Source organism: Paraburkholderia sp. RCC_158 (genome assembly GCF_041355255.1).
Classification (GTDB): domain Bacteria; phylum Pseudomonadota; class Gammaproteobacteria; order Burkholderiales; family Burkholderiaceae; genus Paraburkholderia; species Paraburkholderia graminis.
On record NZ_JBFUPM010000001.1, the window covers coordinates 467,182 to 490,926 of the forward strand.

Genomic DNA, 23,745 nt, shown 5'->3' on the forward strand with positions numbered 1-23,745 from the left:
TCTTAGCGCTCTACATCGTTACGAAAAACGGTTCCTGCGTTCGCGGCTCGCGCACGCTGCAAGGCGAGCGCGGCAATCGCCGTGTCCTGTGCGCCGGTGCCGGTGAGATCGCAGATCGTCACGTCCGTATCGCTCGTCCGGCCCACGGCCTTGCCCGCGATCACTTCGCCCAGCTCGGCAATCGACGCGTCGGCCTTGATCGCGCGCGCATTCAGCGCATGATGCAATTCGCCCAGCACGCGCGTTTGCTGCACGCGATCGCAGATGTAGCGCGCCGCCGCCAATGCCGCCGGCGCGATCTCATTCTTGTGCTCGGCGTCCGAGCCCATTGCGGTGATATGCAAACCGGCGTGCAGATGCGCGGCTTCGATCAGCGGCGTGCGGCTCGGCGTCGTCGTGATCGCGACGTCCGCTTCGGCGAGCGCATGAGCGACATCGCGTGCGGCTTCGCAGCGCACGCCGAGCGTTGCGGTCATCTCTTCGGCAAACCGCTCTGCGTTGGACCGATTGCGAGCCCACACGCGAACGTGTTCGACGCGGCGCACCAGCATCAGCGCCTGCAATTGCAGACGCGCCTGTTCGCCCGCGCCGAGCACCGCGACTTGCGGCGTGTGCTGCTTCGCGAGCCAGCGCGCCGCGACCGCGCCGGCGGCTGCGGTACGCACCGCCGTCAGATAGCCGTTATCGAGCAGCACCGCTTCGGTCAGGCCGGTCTTCGCGGACAGCACCAGCATCAAGCCATTCAGGCTCGGCAAACCGAGCGCCGGGTTATTGAAGAAGCCCGGACTCACCTTGATCGCGAAGCTGTCGAAGCGCGGCAGATAAGCGGTCTTGACATCGACCTCGCCGTTTTGCGCGGGCAGATCGAGACGCAGGATCGGCGGCATCGCGACATCTTCCGTGGCCAGCGCGAGGAAGGCGGCTTCGACCTGATCGATTGCCGCGAGATCGAGCGGCACGAGTTCGCGAAGCTGCGCTTCGCCGAGCAATGTGATGGACGTCATGAGCTTTGATGAGAATGGGATTGCGCGGGCATCGCACTGACGATGCGGCGATGCAGATCGATGTCGATATTCGCGCCGGTCACGATGATGACCAGCGGGCCGCGTTCAGCACGCGTGTCGTGCAGCGAGCCGTCGAGCAGCGCGGCGAAGCCCACTGCGGCCGCGCCTTCCACGACGAGACGTTCATGCTGATAGGCATGCACGATGCCGCGCGCAATCGAGTCCTCATCGAGCAACAACGTGTTGTCGATGAGATCGCGCGTGAGCCGGTACGTATAGCGGTTTTCGAGGCCGATGCCGCCGCCGAGCGAATCGGCCAGCGTATCCAGCTCTTCGACAAGCACGGGGCGTCCCGCTGCGAGACTCGCATGCATGGCTGCGCCGCGCGCCATCGTCACGCCCGTCATGCGAATCGCGCGATTCGCGCTTCGGGCCGCGAACGCAACGCCCGCAAACAGACCGCCGCCGGACAACGGCACGACGATATGCGCGACGTCCGGCAACGCTTCGACGATCTCGAGCCCGATGGTCGCCTGCCCCGCGATCACGTTGAGATCGTCGAACGGGGGCACATAAGCAAAGCCTTCTTCGCGCACGAGCCGCAGCGCTTCATGTTCCGCATCGTCCTGGCTCTTGCCGACAATGCGCACTTGCGCGCCGAGCGCGCGCACGGCCTCTACTTTGTTGCCGGGCACGAGCGCCGACATGCAGACCGTCGCCTCGATACCGAGCGCACGCGCCGCATGTGCCACCGCACGCCCATGATTTCCCGTCGATGCAGTGACGACCTTGCGACAGCCCTGCTCGACAAGTTGAGCGAGCGCGTTGGTCGCGCCGCGCAGCTTGAAGCTGCCGGTGGGCTGCACCGTTTCGAGCTTGAGGAACACCGGCGCACCGGCAATGGCCGACAGGCTCGGCGATTCCATAAGCGGCGTGCGCAACACGCGCCCCTCGATACGGCGACGCGCGCGATAGACATCGGCCAGCGACAGAACAGCGGACATGAACTCGGCCCTGCACGAAAGGGTTAATTCGATGCCTGCGCTGCTTCACGACGACTAACGCGTCATGCCGGCTGCGGCCGCATCGTTTGAATGCAGCCCAGTCTAATGTTCTAAAAAACGATTTCTATTGTCCTAGTTCATTTCGCGCACACTGCGCGAGCCATGCAGCGTTTATGTGAAATCGTGCACCTGAGGATACTGCTCGAACACCTCGCGCATCGTGTCGAGCGCCGCCTTGTAGGTATCGTCGCTCACTTCCGCGCCGACACACACGCGCACTGCGTTCGGCCGGTCCGCGCCGCGCACGAGAAACGGATCGGCGGAAGTCACCGCTATGTCGCGATTGCGCAGTTCCCGCACGAGCCGCTCCGCCTGCCAGTGCTCGGGCACGCGCAGCCACGCGGACAACGCTTGCGGATGGGCGCCAAGCACATAGCCGCCGAGCGTTTGCTGAAGCAGCGCCTGGCGTCGTCCGAGCCGTTCGCGCTGAACCTGCACGAGGCGCTCCGCTGTGCCGTCGACGATCCAGCGCGTCGCGACCTCGGCCATCGGCGACGTGGCCATCCAGCTACTCACGCGCAACACGCTTTCCGCGCGTAGCGCGAGTCGCCGCGGCGTGGTCAGATAGCCGATGCGCAAGCCCGTCAGCACCGACTTCGTCATGCTCGTGCAGTAGAACGACAACTCGGGGATGAGGCTCGCAATCGGCGTCGCGGCCTTGGCGGGCAACGGTCCGTAGACGTCGTCCTCGATCACGTACACGCCGTAGCGCTCCGCAATCCGTGCGATCGCCCGGCGGCGCGAGTCGGGCATCATCGCGACAGTGGGATTGTTCAGCGTGGGCGTGCAGACGAGCGCGCTGATCCGCTCGCTGTCGCACATCTCTTCGAAATGCTCGGGATGGATGCCGTATTCGTCGATCTCGAGTCCCTTGAGCGTGAAGCCGAGCACGTTGGCCGAGCCGATCACGCCGTGATCCGTGAGGCTTTCGCACAGCACGGTATCGCCGGGACCGACGAGCGACGCGAGCGCGAGAAAGATGCCGTGCGCCGCGCCGTTCGTCACGAGCAACGTATCCGCCGAAGCCGGCATGCCCAACGACGCGAGCCACGCCACGCCCGCCTGCCGATGATGCTCGAAGCCGGCAATCGGCCGGAATGCGCGAATCCACGGCTGGTCGTCGAGCGTGGACAGCGTCGCGCAGACCTTGCGCCACATCGCATCGTGCTCGGGCGTATGAATGATGCGCGCAATCGAAAAGTCGACCACCGAGCGCTCGGCCGTATCGAGCATGTAGTTCGACATGGTTTCCGTGACGCGCGCCGCAACGAAACTGCCGCGCCCGACCTCGCAGCGAATCAGCCCTTGCCGCTCGAGCTCCTTATAGGCGTTGGTCACCGTCTGCACGCTGATCGCGAGTTCCGCGGCGACATCGCGTTGCGGCGGCAGCCGCGCGCCCGCAGGCAGCGACGCGCTTTCGATATCGCCAGCAATCGCCTTCACCAGCCGTTTGTACTTCGACTCCACGCCGTGCACCGCACGCACCGCATCACGCCACTGCCCAATCACTTGCATCCTCCGTCATTCGATGTCGCGAGCCCGTGCGACGCGTTACTGCGCCCGTCCTGTCGTCGTATACCCTTGCCCGACAGCCGCGTATAAGCCCGCCGCGCCGCCTATTCCCGCTTCCCATACTGCCGCGAAACAGGCCCGGAAAATTATTGTCCTAGAGCAATCGGATTAAAAAATTGGCTTTGTATGCTGCATTCAAGGTTGCGGCGGAAGGCCGGGCAAGACGCCTAATTCATCACCTCATTCACCACTGCTATCAACGGAATCGATATGAAAGCGAAGCGCACTTCAGGATTGCTGGGAGCCCTCTGCGTCGCCGCGGCGACCCTGAGCATGGCGGCGCAACATGCGTCGGCTGAAACGACGTTGCAGCGCATCCAGCGCACCGGCGAAGTGCGTATCGGCTACGCGAACGAAGCGCCGTTCGCGTACACGACGCCGGACGGCAAGGTGACCGGCGAGTCTCCGGAAATCGCCCGCAAGATTTTTGCGCGGATGGGCGTGAAGAAAGTGGACGGCGTGCTGACCGAATGGGGCTCGCTGATTCCAGGCCTGCGCGCGGGCCGCTTCGACGTGATCGCGGCCGGCATGTACATCACGCCGGAGCGCTGCAAGCAGGTCGCGTTCGCGAATCCGCAGTATCAGATCCAGGACACGCTGCTCGTGCCCAAGGGCAATCCGAAGAATCTTCATAGCTATGCGGATATCGGCAAGCAGCCCGACATCAAGCTCGCGGTGATGGCGGGCGCGGTGGAACTCGCCAATTCGCGCGATGCCGGCGTGAAAGACGCCCAGCTCATGCAGGTGCCGGACACGACCGCGCAATTGCAGGCCGTGCGCGCGCGCCGCGCCGACGCCGCGGCGGGCACCGCGTTGACCATGAAGGGCCTCGCCGCGAAAGCCTCCGACCAGGTGGAAGCGGTTGCCAATTTCAAGGGCGACCCGAAGCACACCGGCTACGGCGCGCTCGCGTTCCGCCCGGAAGACACGGACCTGCGCGATGCGGTCAACAAGCAATTGCACGATTGGCTCGGCACGCCCGATCATCTGCAAACCGTCGGCGCATTCGGTTTCGACAAGACCAATCTGACGACGCGCACCGCCGCCGACATCTGCGGCAAGTAAGCGAGTCTCGGGCGTGCCGGCCACGCCGGCTCTGAATTCAAAGGCGTGTGCACACGCACATGCCGTCATGCAAGCGAGGACCCGCCATGCGTGAACTGTTTCCCCTGCTGCTTCAAGGCACACTCGTGACGGTCGAGATCGCCGCGCTGGCCACGGTGCTCGCGATCGCGATGGCGTTTATCGCGACCGCCGCCAAGCTCGCGCCGTGGACGCCGCTGCGCTGGCTCGGCAATGCGTACGTCGAGATATTCCGCGGCACCTCGTTGCTCGTGCAACTGTTCTGGTTTTTCTTCGTGCTGCCGCTGCCGCCGTTTCGCATCGAAATGACGCCGTTTACGGTGGCTATCGTCGGACTCGGTTTGCATTACGGCGCGTACGGTTCCGAGATTTTGCGTGGCGCGTTGCGTTCGGTGCCCGGCGGACAATTCGAGGCCGCGCTCGCGCTCAACATGTCGCCACTCACCAGAATGCGCCGCATCATATTGCCGCAAGCGATGATCAATGCGCTGCCGCCCGCGACCAATCTGATGATCGAGTTGCTCAAGGGCACCTCGCTCGTGTCGCTGATTACGCTCTCCGATCTGACGTTTCGCGCACGGCAACTCGACGAAGCGACCTTCAAGACCGCGGAGATTTTCATGCTCACGCTCGTCATCTACTTCGTGCTCGCGCAGATTCTGGTTGCGTTGATGCGGCATTTCGAGCGCCGCGTGAGCCACGGCATTCTCCAGAGGGCCGCCCGATGAACAGCTTCTTCGACCTGCATTACGCGGAGCAGATTCTGCCGGCGCTGTTGCGCGCGTCGATGTACACGATCTTCATCACGTTGATCGGCTTTGCGATCGCGCTCGTGCTTGGCCTCGTGCTGGCCGTGCTGCGGCGCAGTCCGGTCAAGGCCGTGTCGCGCACGGTGGGTTTTATCGTCGAATTCATTCGCAGCACGCCGCTGCTGATTCAGGTCTACGTACTGTTTTATGTGCTGCCGGTGTATGGCATCACGATGTCCGCATTGACGGCGGGCACTGTCGGTATCGCGCTGCATTACGCGTGCTACACGTCGGAGGTGTATCGCGCGGGACTGAACGGCGTGGCGCGCGGCCAGTGGGAAGCGGCGTGCGCGTTGTCGTTGTCGCCGTGGCGCACATATAGCGGGGTGATTCTGCCGCAGGCGATTCGCCCGGTGATTCCCGCGCTCGGCAACTATCTGGTGGCGATGTTCAAGGACACGCCGGTGCTGTCGGCGATTACCGTCGTCGAATTGATGCAGCAGGCGAAGAACATCGGCTCCGAAACGTTTCGCTATCTCGAGCCGATTACGCTGGCCGGCATCTTCTTTCTGTTAATCAGCATCACGTTCGCGCAACTCGTGCGGCGGCTCGAATACGGTCTGAGGTTGCCATGACCGTGAGAACCGACGTCGACACCCCGACCCCGCCGCATTCGGCCTTATCCGTGGAGAACCCGATGAAACGAGACGATCCCGCTTCCGTACTCGACCCGCAGGCCGGCGCACCGGGCGAGGCGCCCATGGTGCGCTTCGCCGGTGTCACGAAGCGCTATGGCGCGCTGACGGTGCTCGACGAACTCGACCTGGATATTGGCCGCAACGAGAAAGTCGCGATCATCGGTCCGAGCGGTTCGGGCAAGTCGACGTTGCTGCGCGTGCTGATGACACTCGACCCGCTCACGGGCGGCATGATCGAAGTAGACGGCGAGCCGCTCACGCATATGCGCAAGAACGGCGAGCTGGTGCCCGCATCGCTGAAACATTTGCGGCGCGTGCGCAGCAAGATCGGCATGGTGTTTCAGAGCTTCAACCTGTTTCCTCACATGACGGCGCTCGCCAATACGATCGAAGCGCCGATGCAGGTACTCGGCCTGTCGCGCAAGGAAGCGACCGAGCGCGCACGCGATCTGCTGTCGCTCGTCGGCCTCGAGGACAAATGCAATCACTATCCGTCGCAGTTGTCGGGCGGTCAGCAACAGCGCGTCGCGATTGCGCGGGCGCTGGCGATGCGGCCCAAGGTGATGCTGTTCGACGAAGTGACGTCGGCGCTCGATCCCGAGTTGTGCGGCGAGGTGCTGAACGTGATTCGCCGTCTCGGCAGCGAGCACAATCTGACCATGCTGATGGTCACGCATCAGATGGGCTTCGCGCGCGAATTCGCGGACCGTGTGTGCTTTTTCTCGCAAGGCAAGATCATCGAGCAAGGTCCGCCGCAGCAGTTCTTCAGCGCGCCGCAGCATGAGCGCACGCAGCAGTTCCTGCGCGCGGTGAAGGAAGCGGTGTAGCGTCAGGGCGGCGCTTATCGCGCCGCTTCATGCGGTCACGCGGTGCCGCGGCGGCCGCGTGCGATTTCATCGCCGGCGTCGTGCGGCAGGCGCGCCGTGACCGGAATCGACAGGAACGAGAACAGACCGACCACCACGAACGCCGGCCAGAAGTCGGAGAACACGATGCTCGAATGGCCCTGCACGTTATGCGAAATCTGCAGCACGATGCCCGCGATGGTCACGCCGAGCCCGAGTGAAATCTGCTGGATCACGCTGGCGACACTCGTCGCGCGGCCGACGTCGCGGCTCGGAATGTCGGCATACGCCAACGTGTTGAGCGAAGTGAACTGAAGCGACGGAAAGAAACCGCCGAACAGCACGACGCACCAGATCAACCAGTGCGGCGTGCCGGGAAAGAACAGGCCGTAGACTGCAATCGCCACGCCCGCACAGCCCGCGTTGAACATCAGTACCGTGCGAAAGCCGAAGCGTCCGAGTATGCGTGAGGCCGCCGCCTTCATGAAGATCGAGCCGAACGCGGAAGCGCAGGTGATCGAACCCGACACGAATGCGGTCATGCCGAGACCTTCCTGCAACGCGAGCGGCAACAGAAACGGCACCGCGCCGAGGCCGATGCGAAACAGCGATCCGCCCGCCACGCTCGCGTGAAAACTGGGAATGCGCAACAGGCGCAGATCGAGCACCGGCGCTTCCACGCGATTCGCGTACAGCACATAAATCACGAGCAGCACGACGCCGACGCCGCACATGCCGAACGACACCGGATTCGACACGAGTTCGCCGCCCACCAGCGAAAGCCCGAGCATGAACAGCGACGCGCCGCTCGCGGACAGCAGAAAGCCGGTCCAGTCGAGCGGGCCCGGATGTGCCTCGCGCACATTGGCGATGTGCTTGTTCGCCAGCCAGATGCCGAACAGGCCGATCGGAATATTGACGAAGAAGATCAGCCGCCAATGCAGATACGTCGTGATGAATCCGCCGAGCGGCGGACCGACCACCGGCCCGAGCAACGCGGGCACCGTCAGATAATTGACCGCGCGTATGAAGTCCGACTTCGGCACCGAGCGGAAAATGATGATGCGGCCGACCGGGACCATCATCGCGCCGCCAATGCCTTGCACGAAGCGCGCGACCACGAACATGCCGAGCGACGTGGACGCCGCGCACATCAGCGAGCCGGCCATGAAAATGCCGATTGCCGTGCGAAACACGGTGCGCGAGCCGAAGCGGTCCGCGACCCAGCCGCAGATCGGAATGAAGACGCCGAGGCCGATCACATACGCGGTGACGGCGAGCTTTAGCGTGATGGGGTCCTGACCGAGATCGCGGGCCAAGACGGGCAGCGACGTCACGATAACCGTGCCGTCCACGTTTTCCATGAACATCGCGCACGCGACGATCAGCGGGACGATGAAAGCGCCTAAAGCGAAGGGCATTGGCAGGGCGACGGGTGACAAGGCCGTCGGCGTAAAGCGTCGATTATGGCATTGCATCGGCGACGCATGTTGTTGCCGATGGTGCTCGTATAGACCTTGAACGACAAAGAGCCGGCATCGAGCCGGCTCTTTGTCGTGTGCGTCAAACGCGCTTAGCGAGGAGTCAGTGGGGACTCAGCGTGAAGCGCTGACGAGCGGCTGCAACTGCGGCAGGATCTCAGTCGTGGCGCGCGCCACGTCGTTCGGGAAGTCGATTTCGATCCACGGCGCGCCGGTCACGTCGGCGGTATCGAACACCTGGCTGCGCTCGAGCAGCAGGTCGCGCACGGCTTCCTCGTGCGGCAGGTTGGCCCGGCCGCTGTCGACATAACCCGCGACGATTTCCGCAAAGCGCCGCGCGGTTTCTTCGCGGAAACGGAAGAAGCCCACCGACTCGCCAATCGTGTCGTACTCAAGATTCACCGCAAGCTGCTTGCGCAACTCGACCGGCACGCCGTCTTTCAGACACAGTTTGACGGGCTCGTCGCCGGCTTCAAAGTCGCGGTCGATCAACAGACGGTTGACCGTTTCGCCCGCGACCAGCGCGGCCAGGATGCGCTCGTCGTAGAGCACGTCGGCGTCCATCAGCAGGACGTCGCCGCCGCGCGTGAGCGCCTCGGCCACCGTGTGCACCGTCAGCACGCTGCCCAGGTCATAGCGCGTGTTCAGCACGGTTTCGACCGCGTGCGGCCAGTTGATGCGCGCCAGTTCCGCCTGCACCGACTCGGGCTGAAAGCCGAGCGCCAGCACGACTTCGGTCACGCCGGCGGTTTCGAGCATCTGCAGATGCCGCTCGAGCAGGCTCAAGCCGTCGAACTGCAACAGGCATTTCGGGAACTGGGCTTCCGGCGGTTGCTGGAGACGCAGGCCGAGGCCCGCAGCGAGAATGATGGCACGCATGCGCGGTCCTTTGAAAAGATACGGAGTTTAATCGACAGCGGGAACGCGCCCAAGGGCACGCCGCCTTTGCCAGCTTCTTTCGCTGAAGTGCAAAACCAGCAGACCCGGCAAGCCTAGCAGGATTTCGCGCGCGCGCTTGGTCAGCGAGAGCGCGAGCGCCGCGTCCGGCGGCAAACCGACCAGCGGCCCGAGCAGCAGATAACCGCCTTCCTGCACGCCGAGCGAGCCTGGAATCATGAAAGCCGCGCCGCGAATCGCCTGGCCCAGGCTTTCGAGCAGCAGCGCGTCGACCCAGTCGACGGGATGGCCGAGAAAGCGCAGCGCGAGCCACACTTCCACCGTGCCGACGATCCAGCCGGCGAGGCTGAGCGCGAAGCTCGCCGCGACCCGGCCGCGCTCGCGGTACATGGCCTGCACGGCGGCGTCGACGGCTTCGGCGCGGTTCATCAGCCCGGACCAGTCGCGTTTGCCGAACACTTTCGACAATACGCCGAGCAGCCGGCCGAACAGCCCACGCCGCTGCGCATAATAAAAGCCGACGATCATGCCGCCGAGCACGGCCGTTGCGATCCACGTCGCGGTTTGCAGGTCGTGCAGCGCGCCGTGTGCGGCATAGGCGCCGAACGTCAGCAGCCCGAACAGCGCGAAGATGATTTGCGCGAGCGCCTGGGCCGTCGTGCTAACCGTGATGGCCGCGGCCGCGTCGCGCATGCGCATGCCGCGCTGCGACAGTTGCCGCACCATCACCACAGGCCCGCCGATCTGGCCGGCCGGCAGCAGGCTGTTCACGGATTCGCCGATCCAGCGGGCGAACAGCGCGTCGCGCACTGCAAGGTGCTGCTGCGGATGAGGCGCCCGCTCGCGGCCGCGCGGCAACAGGACGGAGATCGCGACCGCGTCGAGTGCGAGCGGCACGACGTGAAACGCCGCGACGAGCGCGAGCCCCCAGCCGGCCGCGAGCAGCGTCGAGGCGACCGAACCGAAACCCTGCCATGCGAGCAGGCCGACAAACAGCGCCGTCCCGATCGACAGCAGAATCAGGGCCGCGCGAGTCATGCGCGGTCCTTGCGAGTACCGCGGGTATTCGCCTGAGTCATTTGACGAAACACCTGGCGGAAGCCGAAATAAGCAATCGCGTCTTTCATGTTGGAAATCAAACGGCGCCACGGACGCATGTTCGGGTCCGTGACGTATTCAAACGTGAGCGATACGCGCATTTCATTCGGGCCGGCCGGCGTGATGCGATGGCGCAGCTTGTCGCCGTCGAAAAACACGAGGCCGCCCGGCGGAATTTGCACCGAGCCGGGTTGGTCCGGCACATCGGGATTGCGCGTATGCAATTCATAGTCGAGCCGGCACGACGATTCGTCGATCACGCCGAGCAGCAACGTGTAGCGGCGGCCGTCGTAGTACGAAGTGTCGTAGTGCCAGCCGATGTGATCGCCGGGCCGCGTGTAGTAGTAGAGCGCGTAGGCGTGCGGATCGTCCGCGGGCGACACTTGCAGCTTGTCGCCGCTCAGTTGTTCGAGCCAGCCGATCAGCTCTTTCGAGCGATACAGCTCGGCGATAAACGGCGCGAGGCGGTCGATCGTATGACGGCTCACGCTGCCGCCCTGCTTGTGGCCCGGCAGATAGTTGCGGTTCACTTCGTCGAGCAGCGCACGCGCGCTGTGCACGAGTTGCGCGGTGACTTCGGGCGCGAGGAAGTCCTCCATGTAGAGGAACGCGCCCTGATCGGCGAAGTCCTTGCGCAGCCGCGGAGTGTCGAATGCACGGGTGCGGCTCGCGACGGCACGGTCGGCGTCCGGCGCTGCCGGGGCTGCGGGAACTGCCGGGGCTATGTCCAGCGCAGCCGCGGCGTGTTGTTCGGGAATCGATGCGCTCACGTCGTCTTCGGCGTGTGTACTCATTTGCCTGCCCACGCCTGAGTCGTTTCGGTGGCAGCCGCAGCCGCCGCGGACGGCTGCGCCGTGCGGCGCACCACGCGCCAGTAGTCGATCATGACCCACACCGCGAAGAGCGGCGCGCCGATCGACGCGGCGACGACGAACGGCATCGTCACACTCGTCAACGTGACGATGGGCAGCAGATACAGTACGTCTTCGGTCTCGAAGCCGCCGACGGCCGCCTGCTTCGTGCCCGCCTTGCCCGCCATTTCCTCGATACGCATGCGCAGAAAGAAAATCAGCGCGACCGCGACGCCCGCGACGGCGCCAAGCCAGCCGGCGTCCACGGTGAAGCCGCCGAGATTCGACGCGCCTGCGCCGATACCCATGCCCATGAACAGCATGACGGTGACGAGCGCGTCCGAAGCCAGGTCGTAAAAATGACCGATCCGGCTCGTCTTGCCGCTGATGCGCGCAAGCTCGCCGTCGGTGTGATCGACAAAGTTTGAAAGCACGATCAGCACCGCGCCCGCATTGGCCCATGCGAAGCCGCCGCGCGCGAGGCACAGCGCGCCTGCGACGCCGATCAACAGACGCAGCGTAGTCAGATGATTGGGCGAAACGCGCGTGTTCACGAGCGGAGTCACGAGCCGGCGGGCCAGCCGCGCGTCCCAGGTCTTGGGCGGCGGCACATTAATTGGAGTGTGCGGTGTTGAATTCATAACCCGGAAATATATACGGGATCGCGAAAGATTGCTTTCTTCGCGTCAGTTTCTTTGCGGTTTATCGGGCTCGCTAATCGTTTGCTAACCGTTTGCCGGTAATTTGCTAATGCTTTGCCGACGACTTGCGATGATTTGTCACCTACAGCGAATGAAGCAGGATTTGCCGAACCGCGATAAAGTGCGAGTCCTGCTGGGCCGGCCTCGCGCGATCGCACCAATGCGCAACGTCTTCGCGAGCTGCCTGCTCTGAGTTTATCGCCGCGCCGCGCGTTGTAGACACGCTACATCGACACTATATCGACACTACATCGCGCCAGATCGACTATGCCGCCGTCCGTGCCATGAAACGCTTTTTTTCTTCTTCCGTATCGCGTGCCTTATGCCGTGCCGTCCTCGCTGTCTTCGCTATCGCGGCCGGCGCGCTGCCGCTCGCCGTGCATGCCGCCGCGCTCGACGCGCCGCTCGCCTGCAATGAAACCGGCCATCAGTTCATCGCCGATCTGGCCGGGCAGCAACTGATCGATCCGAAACCGACGCGCGTCGAAAGCAATTCGATCAACGCATTCTCTCCCGCGCAAGGCGCAGACCTCAGCGCATTCGGATTTCACGTCTTCGCGGTGGTCGGCTACGAAAAGGACGACCCGATGTTCCGCGTGGGAGACGGCGAGCCGGTCGCACGCTCGGCCTATGGCGTGGTCGTGTTCGGGAGCGAATCGAAGGTGAAGAACGCGGTGACGTCGGCCGGCGGGACGGCGATCGTGCACCGCGTGGCGCCGCTCATCACGGCGATCTTCTGCAAGCGGAGCTGAGGCGGCGCATGGGCGCCCCGCGCATGGGCGATTCGATGCAGGCGCGCGCCGCCTCGGGTGCGAGAGTTACAGCTTGATCGACGTCGGATCGGCCGTCAGATAGCCGACCGTCGCGCCGAAGCGGTCCTTATAGTTGGCGCGCACGAGCGGATCGAGCGTCGCCTTGACCTTGTCGTGCAGCGGACTTTCCCAATCGCCGACGTGCTGGAAATTGCTCATCACGTAGGTCCAGCCGTTGATTTCATCGACCGCGTGCAGGCCTGTCGATTCCGCGCCGGCCGGACATGACAGCACGCGCGAGAGCGTCTTCGTGTCGACGTTGTACGCCCACAGGAAGTTGTTCACGTGCATGCCGCTGTCCTCGCCGATGAACAGCGTGCGCAGCTTCTCCGAAAACTTGAGGTTGTCCGGGTTCGCGATGCGCTCTGGGTTCGCGGTGTTGCCCAGCGCATCCGCCGTGGAGAGATCCTCGCCGACGAGCGCCGCGGGCGCCGCCATGTCGACCGGCACCCATTCGCTATTGATCGCGCCGCCGCTGCGGTCGAGCTGGGCGCCCTTCATGTTCAGCGCGTAGACCGCGCCGGCGCTGATGGTCCTGTCGACCGCGACATCCGTCGATGCCGCATTGCCGCGCACCATCGACTTCTCGATACGCGACATCGCCGAATACAGCACCTTGTCCTTGATATTGACGGTCGTCCCTTCGAGTTTCGTGAAGCCCATGCTCGCGCCGGCAAGCGCCGCGTAGCGATGCGTCTCCAGGAAAGTCGCGGCCTTGTTCATGCCCGGCTTCACGCGAATCCAGTTGAACGTGCCGTTGAAATTGATCTTCGTGTACGACGGGTCGGCGGGATCGGCGGTCTTGACGTCCATGATGTCGGCCGCGGTCAGCGTGTTCGCGAGTGCTTCAATTTCGCTGCTCGTCGCGTGGCCCAGGTTTATCCACGACAGCGTCGCCGCGCCCGCGCCGCTCGACGACACCTGCGTCCATTTCGCGACGTACAGCGTGCCCGCCGACAGGTCCGCTTCGCGGTCCGCGATGAACATGAAGAGGCCGCCGTTGGTGGCGTCGTCGCCCATCAGCACGGTGCGCTTGTCCGGCATTACCTGAACCAGTTCGTGCGAGATGCGGCCAAGGCAGTAATGTTTCTTGATGCTGCCGGTGCCGTCGGGATTCACGGTCACTTCAGGCAAATGGCCGTAGTGATACGGATTCGCCGCGGTGTCGCTGCCGTACAGGTTGCGGCTAAAGCCCTTGAACTGGCTATTGGAAGAGATCGTCGCCGCGTCCGGCTCGTACTCTTCGCTCGACAAATGCGTATTCCACGGCGACAGGCTTGCGCCGCACGTGATCCACAAGCCATGCACCTTCGACGTATCCACGTTGTGATAGCCGACCAGCGTGAGCTTGCCGGTCGCCTGGTCCTGGTCGAGCGTGAGCACGGCAATCGGCGACGGCAACTGGCCGTACATCGACACCAGACTCTGATCGCGCGTGGCGTATTCGAATTGCACGACAGCGAACACCGCCTTGCCCTTGATGCCCTTGACCGTGGGATTGTCGAGGCGAATCAGCGAGCTGCCGTCCGGGCAATCGGAATAGAACTGGCGCTCCTTGCCGGCCACGGATTGATCGACGATCGGCTGATTGTTGATGTCGACGTAGCCGCCCGCGAGAATCGTCCCGCCCTGAATGTTCGGCACCATGTCGCCGGTGATGAAAAACGGCTGATACGACAGTTTAAACGCGCGGCTGCTGCCGTCGCTCAACTGCACCGTCAGCGTGGAGGCGACCGTGGTCTTTGCCATCGCCGCGGGGTCGGCCAGCGTCGGCGCGGCCATCGAACCGAAAGCCGCCGACACGAAGCTGGCAACCGGTTTAACCGTCGTCGCGAGATCGTTGCTGCTGCCTCCGCAGGCGCTCAACATGGACGCGGTGGCGAGGCCGCCTAATGGCAGCATCGGTACACCGGCAAACAGTTTCAGGGCCTTGCGGCGGGAGAGATCGAACGGCTCTGCCATGTTGTCGTAATCCTGGTTGTGGTGGCGTGGGTTGACTCACAGCCGGCACGACCCGGATCGAAACCATGGTTCACACTCGCGCCGCTATGACGCGAGGATTCTATGAAGCGAATGTGAAAGTATATTGACAGCCGTTAGTAATAGTTGCGGCGCTTGCCCTGCGCTGCTCATTCCTTACCCTGCGCTGCTCATTCCTTTGCGAGCGGGATTTTCAGCCAGGACGGCGGAATTCGTTTTCGACCCACGCCGAAGCGCTCGCCTTGCTCAGCTTGAAATTCGGCGCGACCTGCACTTGCGCGAGCTGCTCGCCGAAAGTGTCGAGTGCGGTCAGCAGCGCGTACGGCTCGTCTTCGTCGGGGACGATGTCGAGCGTGATGTCGAGTTCGTCGTTGCCGTCCGCGCTCGGCACACGTACGGCCTTGTGAAGCTGCGCGCGCAACTGCTGCTCATGACGGCGCAATACTTCCGACGCGGTTTTGACGAGCGTGTTGAATGCGCCGGTGTCGAGCGGCTTCGGGTCTTTCTTGTTGCGGCCCATCGTCCACGGGCCGACGAGCGCGGGTTCCGCTTCGCCGTCCTTGATCATTGCGACGGCCCAGCCTTCGTCGTCTTCGTTCTTGATGACGCGCGCGGTCCAGCCGTCGTCGCGCCAAAGACGGTCTTCGTGGACCACGTCCAGCTCGCCTTCGAGTTGCGCGGCGTCCGGTGCGGACGAGCCTTCCGTCGTGGAAAGAGCAGGATCGGACGATGGAAGGTTGGGGTCGGTCATTGCAGGTTCACTCACTTTCGCTGGACTAGTACACATGTCGAGCCTGCAATTCTACCTGCCTTGAGCGCGCGGAACGTCGCACTATGACGAACGGACAAGTCGAAGCGGGCATCTGGCGATTTGCGCGGCCGCTTGTAAAGCCTCTATAAAAGCCGCTCAAAAACGCAGCGACGTATCAGCTTGTAACGGAAGTGACGGCGCGAATGCGTGCTGGGTATACTCGGGCGTCCGCTTCTTGCTCGCGATTGAAATCGTGCTTGCAGCACGATTGTCAAACCGGCGAAGAGCGGCTTTGTCGCGAAGCGTGCATTGCGTTGGCCGCTGCATTAGCCAGCGCATTGATTAGTGCACGTCATGCTTCGCCCGCCACAAGTTCCCGCGCCCGACCACGGACGCCGACGACATCGACATGAAACGAATCTTTCTGCTCGCTTCCACCACCGCTGTCATTACGACACTCGCGGCTTGCGGCTCGTCCAGCGGACCTTCCGCGCGCGACCCGTCGCAGCCCATGATCTATGTGTCCTCGCAGCGCGCGCCCGCGTACGTCGCGAGTTGCCTGGAAAGCCGTTTGTCGCGAGTGCGTCTGTCGCGCGTCGGCACCGCGACCGAAATCGCAGTCGGCTCCGACTCGAACAATTCGTACTTCGTCACGCTGACGCCGTCGAACGCCGGCTCCGTCATCAAGGTGATGCATCCGGCCAATGCGCCCGACGATCCGCCGGAACCGGAAATGCGCTTTAACATTGCGCGATGCGCGACGTGAGGTTTGTGCGAGGCATGCTCGTTCTCATGTGATGCGAGCATGGATCGCGCTTCGCGCGCCATGCCGGGAGATGAACTTTTAGTTCGGCGTCCCGGCTATTTTTTTGGGCGGGCATCTGCGAACATAGCCGCCCTTTCTTCTTCACGCGGCGCGGCGCGCCACTCATTCCGATGGCATCGAGCAACGCACATCACGCAACCGGTTTCGCGGCCGGCGCCATTGCCGCGGCGCTCGTCATGCACACGGGCGGCGGCCACGACGGCCTGTTTTATCTCGGCGTACTGATGAGCTTTATCGCGGGCGTCGCGGGAAGCACGGCGCCCGACTGGCTCGAAGTCGCCTGGTGGTCGCGCAAACGCAAGCTGTGGATCACGCACCGTACGTTGACGCACTGGGGCATCGGCTGGATCGCATTGCTCGCGGTTTCATACTTCCAGCTCGGGCACTCCATCTATGCGGCCGCAGCCTTCGGCTTCGCATGCGGCGGACTGATGCATCTGCTCGCCGACTGGCCGAACCCGCTCGGCGTACCGTGGATCGCCGGACGGCATTCGTTGAATCTGTGGAATAGCGGACATTGCGATCTGATCGTGGTCGCCGCTTCATGGGCCGCGGCCTGGTTTATCGGGCGACATGTGGGGCTGCCCGGCACGCACGAACTCGATGTGCTGAAGCATCTGCGGTTCTAGTGGCGCGCTTCATGCCGAACGTGCATCGAAGCGCCGCTCGGCTCACGCGTCCCCCCACGCTGTTTAACGCATCGCCGCAGCATAGTTGGCCGGCGTAACACCGAGCAGGCGCACGAAAGCCCGCGTCATGTGACTCTGATCGGCGAAGCCGGCCGCAGCCGCCGCGTCGGCAAGCGATACGCCGCGCGCTATCAATTGCCGCGCCAGCACCACGCGCCGTTGCATCCGGTACGCGTGCGGCGGCAAGCCCGTTTCGTGCGCGAAAGCTCGCAGTAACTGAAAGCGGCTAATGCCCGCTTCGTCGGCGAGATCGGCGAGTGTGAGGGGCGCGGCGGGGTCGTCGTCGATGCGTGCTTTCGCATGCGCGATAGTCGCAACCGAACTCGTGCCCAACATACGCGCATGACCGGTTGCCCGACACGTTGCATGCGCGGACAGCAAATGCGCGACCAACTCGACCAGCGCCTGTTCACACGCGAGATCGTCACGCGCGGAAGGCTGCACGGCCATCGCAAACAATCGTTCGAACAAATGCTTGAGCAGCGGATCGTGCGCGACCGGCTGCGTGAGCTCGACCTCGCGGGCTTCGGTCGCGTTCAGTTCGGCTGCGGCGCTGATGAGCATCGACGGCTCGAAATACAGCATGTGCCACGCGCGGCCGCGCTCGTCGAGCGGACTGCCGTCGTGCACTTCGCCGGGGTTGACCATGATCGTGTCGTTCATGCGCGCTTCGACGGGACCGCGGCCGCTCGCCGACTTATGTCCACCGCTGACGATCACGCCCACGCCGAACCGGTCATGCGAATGTCGCGGAAACGCGCGCGCGGTTTCGGCGACGGTCGCCTCGACGCCGGCAATCGCGCAACGGGGCATGTGGACGCGGCCACGCGTCCCGTCGCGCGCCGGCATCAGCGCCGCCCTTCGTCGCCGCGCTCGCCTTCGCGGACCTTGCCTTGCGAGACGCTGCTGCCGGGCGGCACGCTATGCGTGAGCCACACATTGCCGCCGATCACCGAGCCGCGCCCGATCGTCACGCGTCCGAGAATGGTCGCGCCGGCGTAGATCACGACGTGGTCCTCGACGATAGGATGCCGCGCATTGCCTTTGATGAGCGTGCCGTCGACATCGGCGGCAAAGCTCTTCGCACCGAGCGTCACCGCCTGGTACACGCGCACGTGCTCGCCGATGATCGCCGTTTCGCCGATCACGACGCCCGTGCCGTGGTCGATGAAAAAACTCGGGCCGATCGTCGCGCCCGGGTGAATGTCGATGCCGGTCGCGGAGTGCGCGATCTCGTTGATGAAGCGCGCGAGCAACGGCACGCCGAGACGATGCAGCGCATGCGCGAGACGATGATGCGTCATCGCCCATACGCCCGGATAGCAAAGCAGAATTTCAGTGATGTGCTGCGCGGCCGGGTCGCCGGTGAACGCGGCCTGAATGTCGCTGACAAGCAGCGCGCGAATGCCCGGCAACTGCGTGCCGAACTGGCGAGCCACTTCGAAGGCGCGCTCGCGCAACTCGGCCTCCGGCGTTTGCGCGTGTTCCGGCAGAAATCGCAGCGCACGGCGAATCTGTTCGGCGAGCAAACGCAAGGTGCTTTCTAACGTATGGCCGACGTAGTAGTCGACGGTTTCGTCAGTCAGATCGGGCGCGCCATAGTGCGTGGGAAACAGCGCGGCACGCAAGCCGGCGACGATGCCGACCACCGCTTCGCGTGACGGCAACTCGCGAATGCCGAGCGGATGCCGCGTGCGATGCAGTTCTTCACGCGACGCGCGCAAGTCCGCGACGATTTGTTCGAGGCCCCAGTTCTGGGAAGGCACATTAGGCATAAACGGACAGCGCCGTGCGGCGAGCACGGTATCGAGTGATTGTCCCGAGAGATTACCGCGTTTTGCGCGGGCTCGCGCAGCATTGCGCGAAGCGCGAGTGCGAATGCAAGTCCAGGCGCAACTGCCCGCTCAGATGGTCACGCTGCTCGCGTCGATCCAGCGCACGGCCCAATCGCGCGCATGGGCGATGGCCGTGGCTTCGTCGGGGAAGCAAAGGTCGGTTGGAAAAAAACGGTTGGCGACGAGCTCGCCGTCGCTCGAGCGCGAGATGACCACGTAAGGCTGCCACTTGCCATCGCCGGCGCGCGCCGGTGCGCAATTTAACAAATAGCCGCGATGTGTGAATGCAGCATCAAAGTGCATATGTCACCCGCCCTGACGGCCCCGTAGAATGTTTTAAGTAAGCCCGCGTTCATCGCGCCGCGTTTGCAAACAGCGGCAGCAATTCCACGCCGGAGTATGATCATACTCTGTAGAAAATGCGCGTTCATTAAAAAAAACGAAAGACGCGCGAACGCAATCGCCCTGCAAAAGGAACGGACCTTGCTCTCGGGGACCTCACTTCCTGAAAGGAGAATGCATATGAACAGCGCTATCGACAATTCCGCAGACGCGCCCAAAGCAACCGTCAAAAGCCACTCATGCAGCGCGGAACTGTATAACGACCGCACGCACGACAGCACCGTGGACACCGACGGCAAGAACCACGAAGCCGCGCGCATTGCGGGTCAAAGCCCCATTGCCGTCGACGAAATCACGACCAGCAACGCGACGCTCGTCAACAGCGTGGCGGAAGCGCTCGACGGCATGGCGGGATTCGACAGCCGGGTCGGCGGCAATCATCTGCTGCTTGCGCTCGAGCCTGGCTATACCGTCGTCGACAAAGGCATGGTCGAGCCGCAGGGAATCCATTCCGCAGAGGATCTCTTCGACTATTCGCGTGCGGGCGAGAATCGCGGTGAACGCGGCCGCATCCATTATGCCCTTAATCATTTGCGGCCTACGCGCGTGATCGAAATACATCGAGTTAGATAATCATGTGGTTTGCGCGCGTGTTTGAATCACGGCGATGAAGCCGAGCGGTCCGGAGATAACAGCGCGCACGCCGTTTAAATAGCAATGCGCGTTTTTTATCGGATGTCTTCGATTACAAACCGGTGGTTGCGAGACCTGCTCGCCGCCGGGCGTTTTTCTGCCATGCGGCCCGGTGCACAATCGGCGCACATCAACTCGACGGAGCGGTAAATGAAAAAGATCCTCGTGATCGGCGCCACCGGCACACTCGGCCAGGCAGTGAGCGCGGAGCTGAAGGCTCGGCATGAAGTCATCGAAGTGGGCGCGACGCGCGGCCAGTATCAGGTGGACAGCACGGACCCTGCGAGCGTCGAGCGGCTCTTTCGCGAGATCGGCAAGGTGGATGGCGTGGTCACGGCCATCGGCAAAGTGCATTTCGGACCGCTGCCGCAAATGACGAGCGAGCAGTTCTGGGTCGGCCTGCGCGACAAGCTGATGGGACAGATCAACGTCGTGCTCGCAGGGCAGAACTATGTGAACGACGGCGGCTCGTTCACACTGACGAGCGGCATTCTCGCCGACGAACCGATCCGCGAAGGCGCGAATGCGACGACCGTCAATCTCGCGCTAGAGGGTTTCGTGCGAGGCGCGGCGATCGAACTGCCGCGCGGCATCCGCATCAACGTCGTGAGCCCGACAGTGCTGAGCGAATCGATGGAAAGCTATGCGCCGTACTTCCGCGGCTTCGAGCCGGTCACCGCGCAACGCGCCGCGCAAGCGTATCTGCGCAGCGTGGAAGGCGCGCAAACGGGGCGCGTGTATCGCGTCGGCGAATAAGCCTCGCGTGTGGGCCCACGTGTGAGCCGCGCGCGATGCGCGGCTCCGCTCAATGCTTCTGCTCCTTCACGCGCGAGACGATCTGCGTCGGGCTCACGAACTGCAGCGCGATCAACACCCAGATCAGCGTGATCGCCATGTAGATCATCGCCATCGCGTCGATGGATTGCGGCGCGCGCACGCCCGTTGAAAACACCGCGTAGTACAACGCGACCACAAGCGTTTGCGTCGCGGGCCCAGCAGTGAAAAACGTCAGCTCGAACATGCCGATGGTCCGCACCAGCACGAGCAGCGCGGCGGCGAGCATGCCGGGCACGAGCAGCGGCAGCAGCACGTAGCGGAAATAGCGGAATGTGTTGGCGCCGAAGATGCGCGCCGCCGCTTCCAGATTCGGATCAATCTGCTCGATGAAAGGCGTCATCACCAGAATCACGAACGGCAGCGCGGGCACGAGGTTCGCGAGTATCACGCCGCTCAGCGTGCCGGCGAGGCCGACCTTGTACATCACGGTCGCCATCGGAATGCCATAGGTGACGGGCGGCACCATCAACGGCAACAGGAATATCAGCATCGCGAGGCGCTTGCCGGGAAACTGCACGCGCGCAAGCGCATAGGCCGCGGGCACGCCGAGCAGCACCGACAGCAGCACGACCGCGCCGACCACTTCGACCGTGACCCACAGCACGCTCGCCAGTTGAAAATCGCTCCACGCCTGCGCATACCAATGCAGCGTGAAGCCTTGCGGCAGCAAGGTGCCGAACCAGCGCGTCGCGATCGAGTTGACCGCCACCGTCGCGATCAGCAGCACGACGTTGACGAGGAAGAACACCATCGCGCCCCACACGATCACGCGCCACACGCGGCCCGGCACGCTCGCGCGCTGCTTCGCGCGCTTGTGGGGTTCGCGAGCGTCGTCGCCCTGCTGCGTGGATGCGGATCTTGGCCATGAGCCCGGCGCGCCGCGATGTTCGCTCGTCATCAGCCTTTGCCTCCTGTTGCCGGGCCGCTATACGACAGGCGGCGCGCGCCGAGCATCGCGACGACCACGAGCAGTTGCACGAAGCCCATTACCATCGCAATCGCCGACGCGAGCGAATAGTCGTAACTTTCGAACGCGGCTTCGGCGGCGGCAATCGACATCACGCGCGTCGGCCCTGCTGGCGCACCCAGCAGCACCGCCGATGGAAACACCGAAAACGCCTGCACGAACGAAAGACACGCGGCCATCGTCAAGCCCGGTATCAGCAGCGGCAAATAGATGCGGCGGAACTGCTCCCACGGACTCGCGCCGAGCGTGGCCGCGGCGCTCGCGAGCGTCGGATCGATGCCGGTCACATACGAGAGCGTCAACAGGAACGCGAACGGAAAGCCGGACACGATCAGCGAAATCAGCACGCCCCAGAAGTTATGCGTGAGCCGCACTTCGCGCGTATAGAGATGCAGGCCCTGCAGCGCCTGCGGAAACCAGCCGTTGGGTCCGAAGTAAGTGAGCATGCCGTCGGCGATCAGCACGGTGCCGAGCGTGACCGGAATCACCAGCAACGTCGTCACGAACTTCTGATAACGCGAATGCCGACGCAATGCGAACGCGACCGGCACCGACACGCCGACGTTGATCAGCGTCGCCGGCACCGCGAGTTTCAGCGTGACGATGATGGTCGGCCACATCGACGTGTCGGTGAAGAACGTCAGATAGTTGGCCCATGCACTGCCGCCGTTCATCGGCCTGAACGACAACGCAAGGCCGTACGCGAACGGATAGATGAACAACGCGACGATGACGAGCAGCGCAGGCGTAACAAGCCATGCCTTGCCGTCGCGCTGTCTTGCGCGAGCGGTGCGAGCGGTGGGCGCGGTCGGCGGAACAGGCGCGGGATACGTCGGCGTATTCATGTTTATGCCGCCTCTGCGTCGTAGACGAGCGTGCGCGACGGCGGCACGCGCAGGCTGATGCGCTCGCCCTCTTCGAATTCGCCGGCCACGCGCGCCCACAATTCGCCGAACGCGGTCTTCACGCGCAGCAGCGAACTGTTGCCGCCATATTCGACGACGGTGACCAACGCATCGAACGCGTTCTCCGCGCCAGGCGCCGCGCGTTCCATGTCTTCTGGACGCAGCGCGACGCTCACGCGCTTGCTGTTGAACCCGGCCATCGGCGTGCCGATCAGACGCACGCCGTCTGCGCTCACCAGAACGCCTTCGCCTTGCGTGCCTTCGAGTGTGAATTCGGCGACATTGCGATAGCCCATGAAACGCGCGACATGCAGATTCCGCGGACGCGTGTACACCTCTTTCGGCGTCGCGACCTGCTGCACGACGCCCTCTCTCATCACGACGATGCGATCAGCCATTGAAAGCGCTTCGTCCTGATCGTGCGTGACGTACAGCGTCGCGCGTTCGAGCTGGCTGTGAATGCGCCGGATCTCCGCGCGCATTTCGATGCGCAGCTTCGTGTCGAGATTCGAAAGCGGTTCGTCCATCAGAATCAGCGGCGGCTCGATCACGATGGCGCGTGCAATCGCCACGCGCTGTTGCTGGCCGCCGGAAAGCTGTCCCGGCAACTTGCGTTCGTGGCCGACGAGCTGCACGAGTTGCAGCGCCTCACGCGCGCGCCGCATGATTTCGCTTTTGCCGACGCCGCGCATCTTCAGACCGAAGCCGACGTTGTCGAGCACGCTCATGTGCGGAAACAGCGCGTAGTTCTGAAACACCATGCCGAAGCCGCGTTTTTCCGGCGGCAATACGTCGATACGTTTGTCGTCGAGCCAGATGCCACCGCCGCTCAACGGCTGCAAGCCGGCGATGCAGTTGAGCGCCGTCGACTTGCCGCAGCCCGACGGTCCCAGCAACGCGATGAACTCGCCGCGCCGGATGTCCAGATCGAGCCCTTGCAGCGCCGCGATCGACTGGCCTTCCGCATTCGTGAAACTGCGGCTCACCGAATCGAGCCGCAACTGTTCAAAGTGATGCTTCATGGCGGTTCCCTGATGCGCGCGACCTGTCACGGGTCGCGCGCGA

Annotated in this window: 25 protein-coding genes; 9 read left to right on the forward strand and 16 right to left on the reverse strand. The window is 63.6% G+C overall.

All coding sequences use genetic code 11. The annotated features are described in order from the left end of the window. Positions 1–2: 2 nt before the first annotated feature. From AB6809_RS02080 to AB6809_RS02090, 3 genes are all read right to left on the reverse strand, one after another. Complete coding sequence (locus AB6809_RS02080) at positions 3–1,004, reverse strand: cyclodeaminase (protein WP_029966824.1); 1,002 nt, start codon at positions 1,002–1,004, stop codon at positions 3–5. Next, positions 1,001–2,008 (reverse strand): hydroxyectoine utilization dehydratase EutB, encoded by a 1,008-nt coding sequence (gene eutB / locus AB6809_RS02085; protein WP_029966826.1) that lies wholly within the window; start codon positions 2,006–2,008, stop codon positions 1,001–1,003. Before eutB ends, AB6809_RS02080 begins: the two co-directional genes overlap by 4 nt. A 171-nt stretch (positions 2,009–2,179) precedes the next feature. Continuing rightward, positions 2,180–3,583: a PLP-dependent aminotransferase family protein gene (locus tag AB6809_RS02090; RefSeq protein WP_029966828.1), complete on the reverse strand. Its 1,404-nt coding sequence runs from the start codon at positions 3,581–3,583 to the stop codon at positions 2,180–2,182. A 267-nt stretch (positions 3,584–3,850) separates the two neighbouring features. On the opposite strand from AB6809_RS02090, the gene ehuB reads away from it, so the two are divergent. From ehuB to ehuA, 4 genes are all read left to right on the forward strand, one after another. Beyond that, on the forward strand, positions 3,851–4,705 hold the full coding sequence (gene ehuB / locus AB6809_RS02095; RefSeq protein ID WP_006049622.1) for an ectoine/hydroxyectoine ABC transporter substrate-binding protein EhuB: 855 nt from the start codon (positions 3,851–3,853) through the stop codon (positions 4,703–4,705). 86 nt (positions 4,706–4,791) lie between these two features. Continuing rightward, complete coding sequence (gene ehuC / locus AB6809_RS02100; RefSeq protein WP_029966830.1) at positions 4,792–5,451, forward strand: ectoine/hydroxyectoine ABC transporter permease subunit EhuC; 660 nt, start codon at positions 4,792–4,794, stop codon at positions 5,449–5,451. Beyond that, positions 5,448–6,107 carry an ectoine/hydroxyectoine ABC transporter permease subunit EhuD gene (gene ehuD / locus AB6809_RS02105; protein ID WP_006049624.1) on the forward strand — a complete coding sequence of 220 codons (660 nt, stop codon included), beginning with the start codon at positions 5,448–5,450 and terminating at the stop codon, positions 6,105–6,107. Before ehuC ends, ehuD begins: the two co-directional genes overlap by 4 nt. 62 nt (positions 6,108–6,169) lie before the next feature. Then, positions 6,170–6,997, forward strand: coding sequence for an ectoine/hydroxyectoine ABC transporter ATP-binding protein EhuA (ehuA, locus tag AB6809_RS02110; RefSeq protein WP_053859969.1), 828 nt, complete (start codon positions 6,170–6,172; stop codon positions 6,995–6,997). Positions 6,998–7,032: 35 nt separating this feature from the next. Here ehuA and AB6809_RS02115 read toward each other — a convergent pair whose 3' ends face one another. The 5 genes from AB6809_RS02115 to AB6809_RS02135 all read right to left on the reverse strand — a co-directional run bounded on the left by AB6809_RS02115 (position 7,033) and on the right by AB6809_RS02135 (position 11,983). Beyond that, complete coding sequence (locus AB6809_RS02115) at positions 7,033–8,436, reverse strand: MFS transporter (protein WP_029966834.1); 1,404 nt, start codon at positions 8,434–8,436, stop codon at positions 7,033–7,035. A gap of 174 nt (positions 8,437–8,610) precedes the next feature. Beyond that, positions 8,611–9,375, reverse strand: a complete 765-nt coding sequence (locus tag AB6809_RS02120; RefSeq protein WP_029966836.1) for an NTP transferase domain-containing protein — start codon at positions 9,373–9,375, stop codon at positions 8,611–8,613. A gap of 27 nt (positions 9,376–9,402) precedes the next feature. After that, positions 9,403–10,431 (reverse strand): lysylphosphatidylglycerol synthase domain-containing protein, encoded by a 1,029-nt coding sequence (locus AB6809_RS02125; RefSeq protein WP_029966839.1) that lies wholly within the window; start codon positions 10,429–10,431, stop codon positions 9,403–9,405. Further along, positions 10,428–11,285: a 2OG-Fe(II) oxygenase gene (locus AB6809_RS02130; protein ID WP_029966840.1), complete on the reverse strand. Its 858-nt coding sequence runs from the start codon at positions 11,283–11,285 to the stop codon at positions 10,428–10,430. The genes AB6809_RS02125 and AB6809_RS02130 overlap by 4 nt, the downstream gene beginning before the upstream one ends. Beyond that, on the reverse strand, positions 11,282–11,983 hold the full coding sequence (locus AB6809_RS02135; protein ID WP_029966842.1) for a CDP-alcohol phosphatidyltransferase family protein: 702 nt from the start codon (positions 11,981–11,983) through the stop codon (positions 11,282–11,284). The genes AB6809_RS02130 and AB6809_RS02135 overlap by 4 nt, the downstream gene beginning before the upstream one ends. 344 nt (positions 11,984–12,327) lie before the next feature. Between AB6809_RS02135 and AB6809_RS02140 the strand changes: the two genes are divergently transcribed. Beyond that, a complete protein-coding gene (locus tag AB6809_RS02140; RefSeq protein ID WP_029966844.1) occupies positions 12,328–12,795 on the forward strand; it encodes a hypothetical protein in 468 nt (155 codons plus the stop codon). Between the two features lie 66 nt (positions 12,796–12,861). On the opposite strand, the gene AB6809_RS02145 is transcribed toward AB6809_RS02140, so the two are convergent. Next, on the reverse strand, positions 12,862–14,817 hold the full coding sequence (locus AB6809_RS02145) for a PhoX family phosphatase (protein ID WP_029966847.1): 1,956 nt from the start codon (positions 14,815–14,817) through the stop codon (positions 12,862–12,864). Between the two features lie 211 nt (positions 14,818–15,028). After that, positions 15,029–15,586, reverse strand: a complete 558-nt coding sequence (locus AB6809_RS02150) for a hypothetical protein (protein ID WP_029966850.1) — start codon at positions 15,584–15,586, stop codon at positions 15,029–15,031. Positions 15,587–15,995: 409 nt separating this feature from the next. Between AB6809_RS02150 and AB6809_RS02155 the strand changes: the two genes are divergently transcribed. Next, positions 15,996–16,352, forward strand: a complete 357-nt coding sequence (locus AB6809_RS02155; RefSeq protein WP_006049635.1) for a hypothetical protein — start codon at positions 15,996–15,998, stop codon at positions 16,350–16,352. A gap of 170 nt (positions 16,353–16,522) precedes the next feature. Continuing rightward, complete coding sequence (locus AB6809_RS02160) at positions 16,523–17,041, forward strand: metal-dependent hydrolase (RefSeq protein WP_029966851.1); 519 nt, start codon at positions 16,523–16,525, stop codon at positions 17,039–17,041. 63 nt (positions 17,042–17,104) lie between these two features. Here AB6809_RS02160 and AB6809_RS02165 read toward each other — a convergent pair whose 3' ends face one another. From AB6809_RS02165 to AB6809_RS02175, 3 genes are all read right to left on the reverse strand, one after another. After that, positions 17,105–17,950: an AraC family transcriptional regulator gene (locus AB6809_RS02165; protein ID WP_029966852.1), complete on the reverse strand. Its 846-nt coding sequence runs from the start codon at positions 17,948–17,950 to the stop codon at positions 17,105–17,107. Then, positions 17,950–18,876 carry a serine O-acetyltransferase EpsC gene (gene epsC / locus AB6809_RS02170; RefSeq protein ID WP_006049638.1) on the reverse strand — a complete coding sequence of 309 codons (927 nt, stop codon included), beginning with the start codon at positions 18,874–18,876 and terminating at the stop codon, positions 17,950–17,952. The genes AB6809_RS02165 and epsC overlap by 1 nt, the downstream gene beginning before the upstream one ends. A gap of 129 nt (positions 18,877–19,005) precedes the next feature. Beyond that, positions 19,006–19,239, reverse strand: a complete 234-nt coding sequence (locus tag AB6809_RS02175) for a hypothetical protein (protein ID WP_006049639.1) — start codon at positions 19,237–19,239, stop codon at positions 19,006–19,008. A 219-nt stretch (positions 19,240–19,458) separates the two neighbouring features. On the opposite strand from AB6809_RS02175, the gene AB6809_RS02180 reads away from it, so the two are divergent. Next, complete coding sequence (locus AB6809_RS02180) at positions 19,459–19,911, forward strand: DUF3005 domain-containing protein (RefSeq protein ID WP_006049640.1); 453 nt, start codon at positions 19,459–19,461, stop codon at positions 19,909–19,911. A 210-nt stretch (positions 19,912–20,121) separates the two neighbouring features. Next, positions 20,122–20,727, forward strand: coding sequence for a short chain dehydrogenase (locus AB6809_RS02185; RefSeq protein ID WP_006049641.1), 606 nt, complete (start codon positions 20,122–20,124; stop codon positions 20,725–20,727). Between the two features lie 49 nt (positions 20,728–20,776). On the opposite strand, the gene AB6809_RS02190 is transcribed toward AB6809_RS02185, so the two are convergent. From AB6809_RS02190 to AB6809_RS02200, 3 genes are read right to left on the reverse strand one after another with little or no spacing between them, the layout of a single operon-like run. Continuing rightward, positions 20,777–21,706 carry an ABC transporter permease gene (locus tag AB6809_RS02190; protein ID WP_006049642.1) on the reverse strand — a complete coding sequence of 310 codons (930 nt, stop codon included), beginning with the start codon at positions 21,704–21,706 and terminating at the stop codon, positions 20,777–20,779. After that, complete coding sequence (locus tag AB6809_RS02195; RefSeq protein WP_029966853.1) at positions 21,706–22,620, reverse strand: ABC transporter permease; 915 nt, start codon at positions 22,618–22,620, stop codon at positions 21,706–21,708. The genes AB6809_RS02190 and AB6809_RS02195 overlap by 1 nt, the downstream gene beginning before the upstream one ends. A gap of 2 nt (positions 22,621–22,622) precedes the next feature. Further along, positions 22,623–23,702, reverse strand: a complete 1,080-nt coding sequence (locus tag AB6809_RS02200) for an ABC transporter ATP-binding protein (RefSeq protein ID WP_029966854.1) — start codon at positions 23,700–23,702, stop codon at positions 22,623–22,625. Positions 23,703–23,745: the final 43 nt, after the last annotated feature.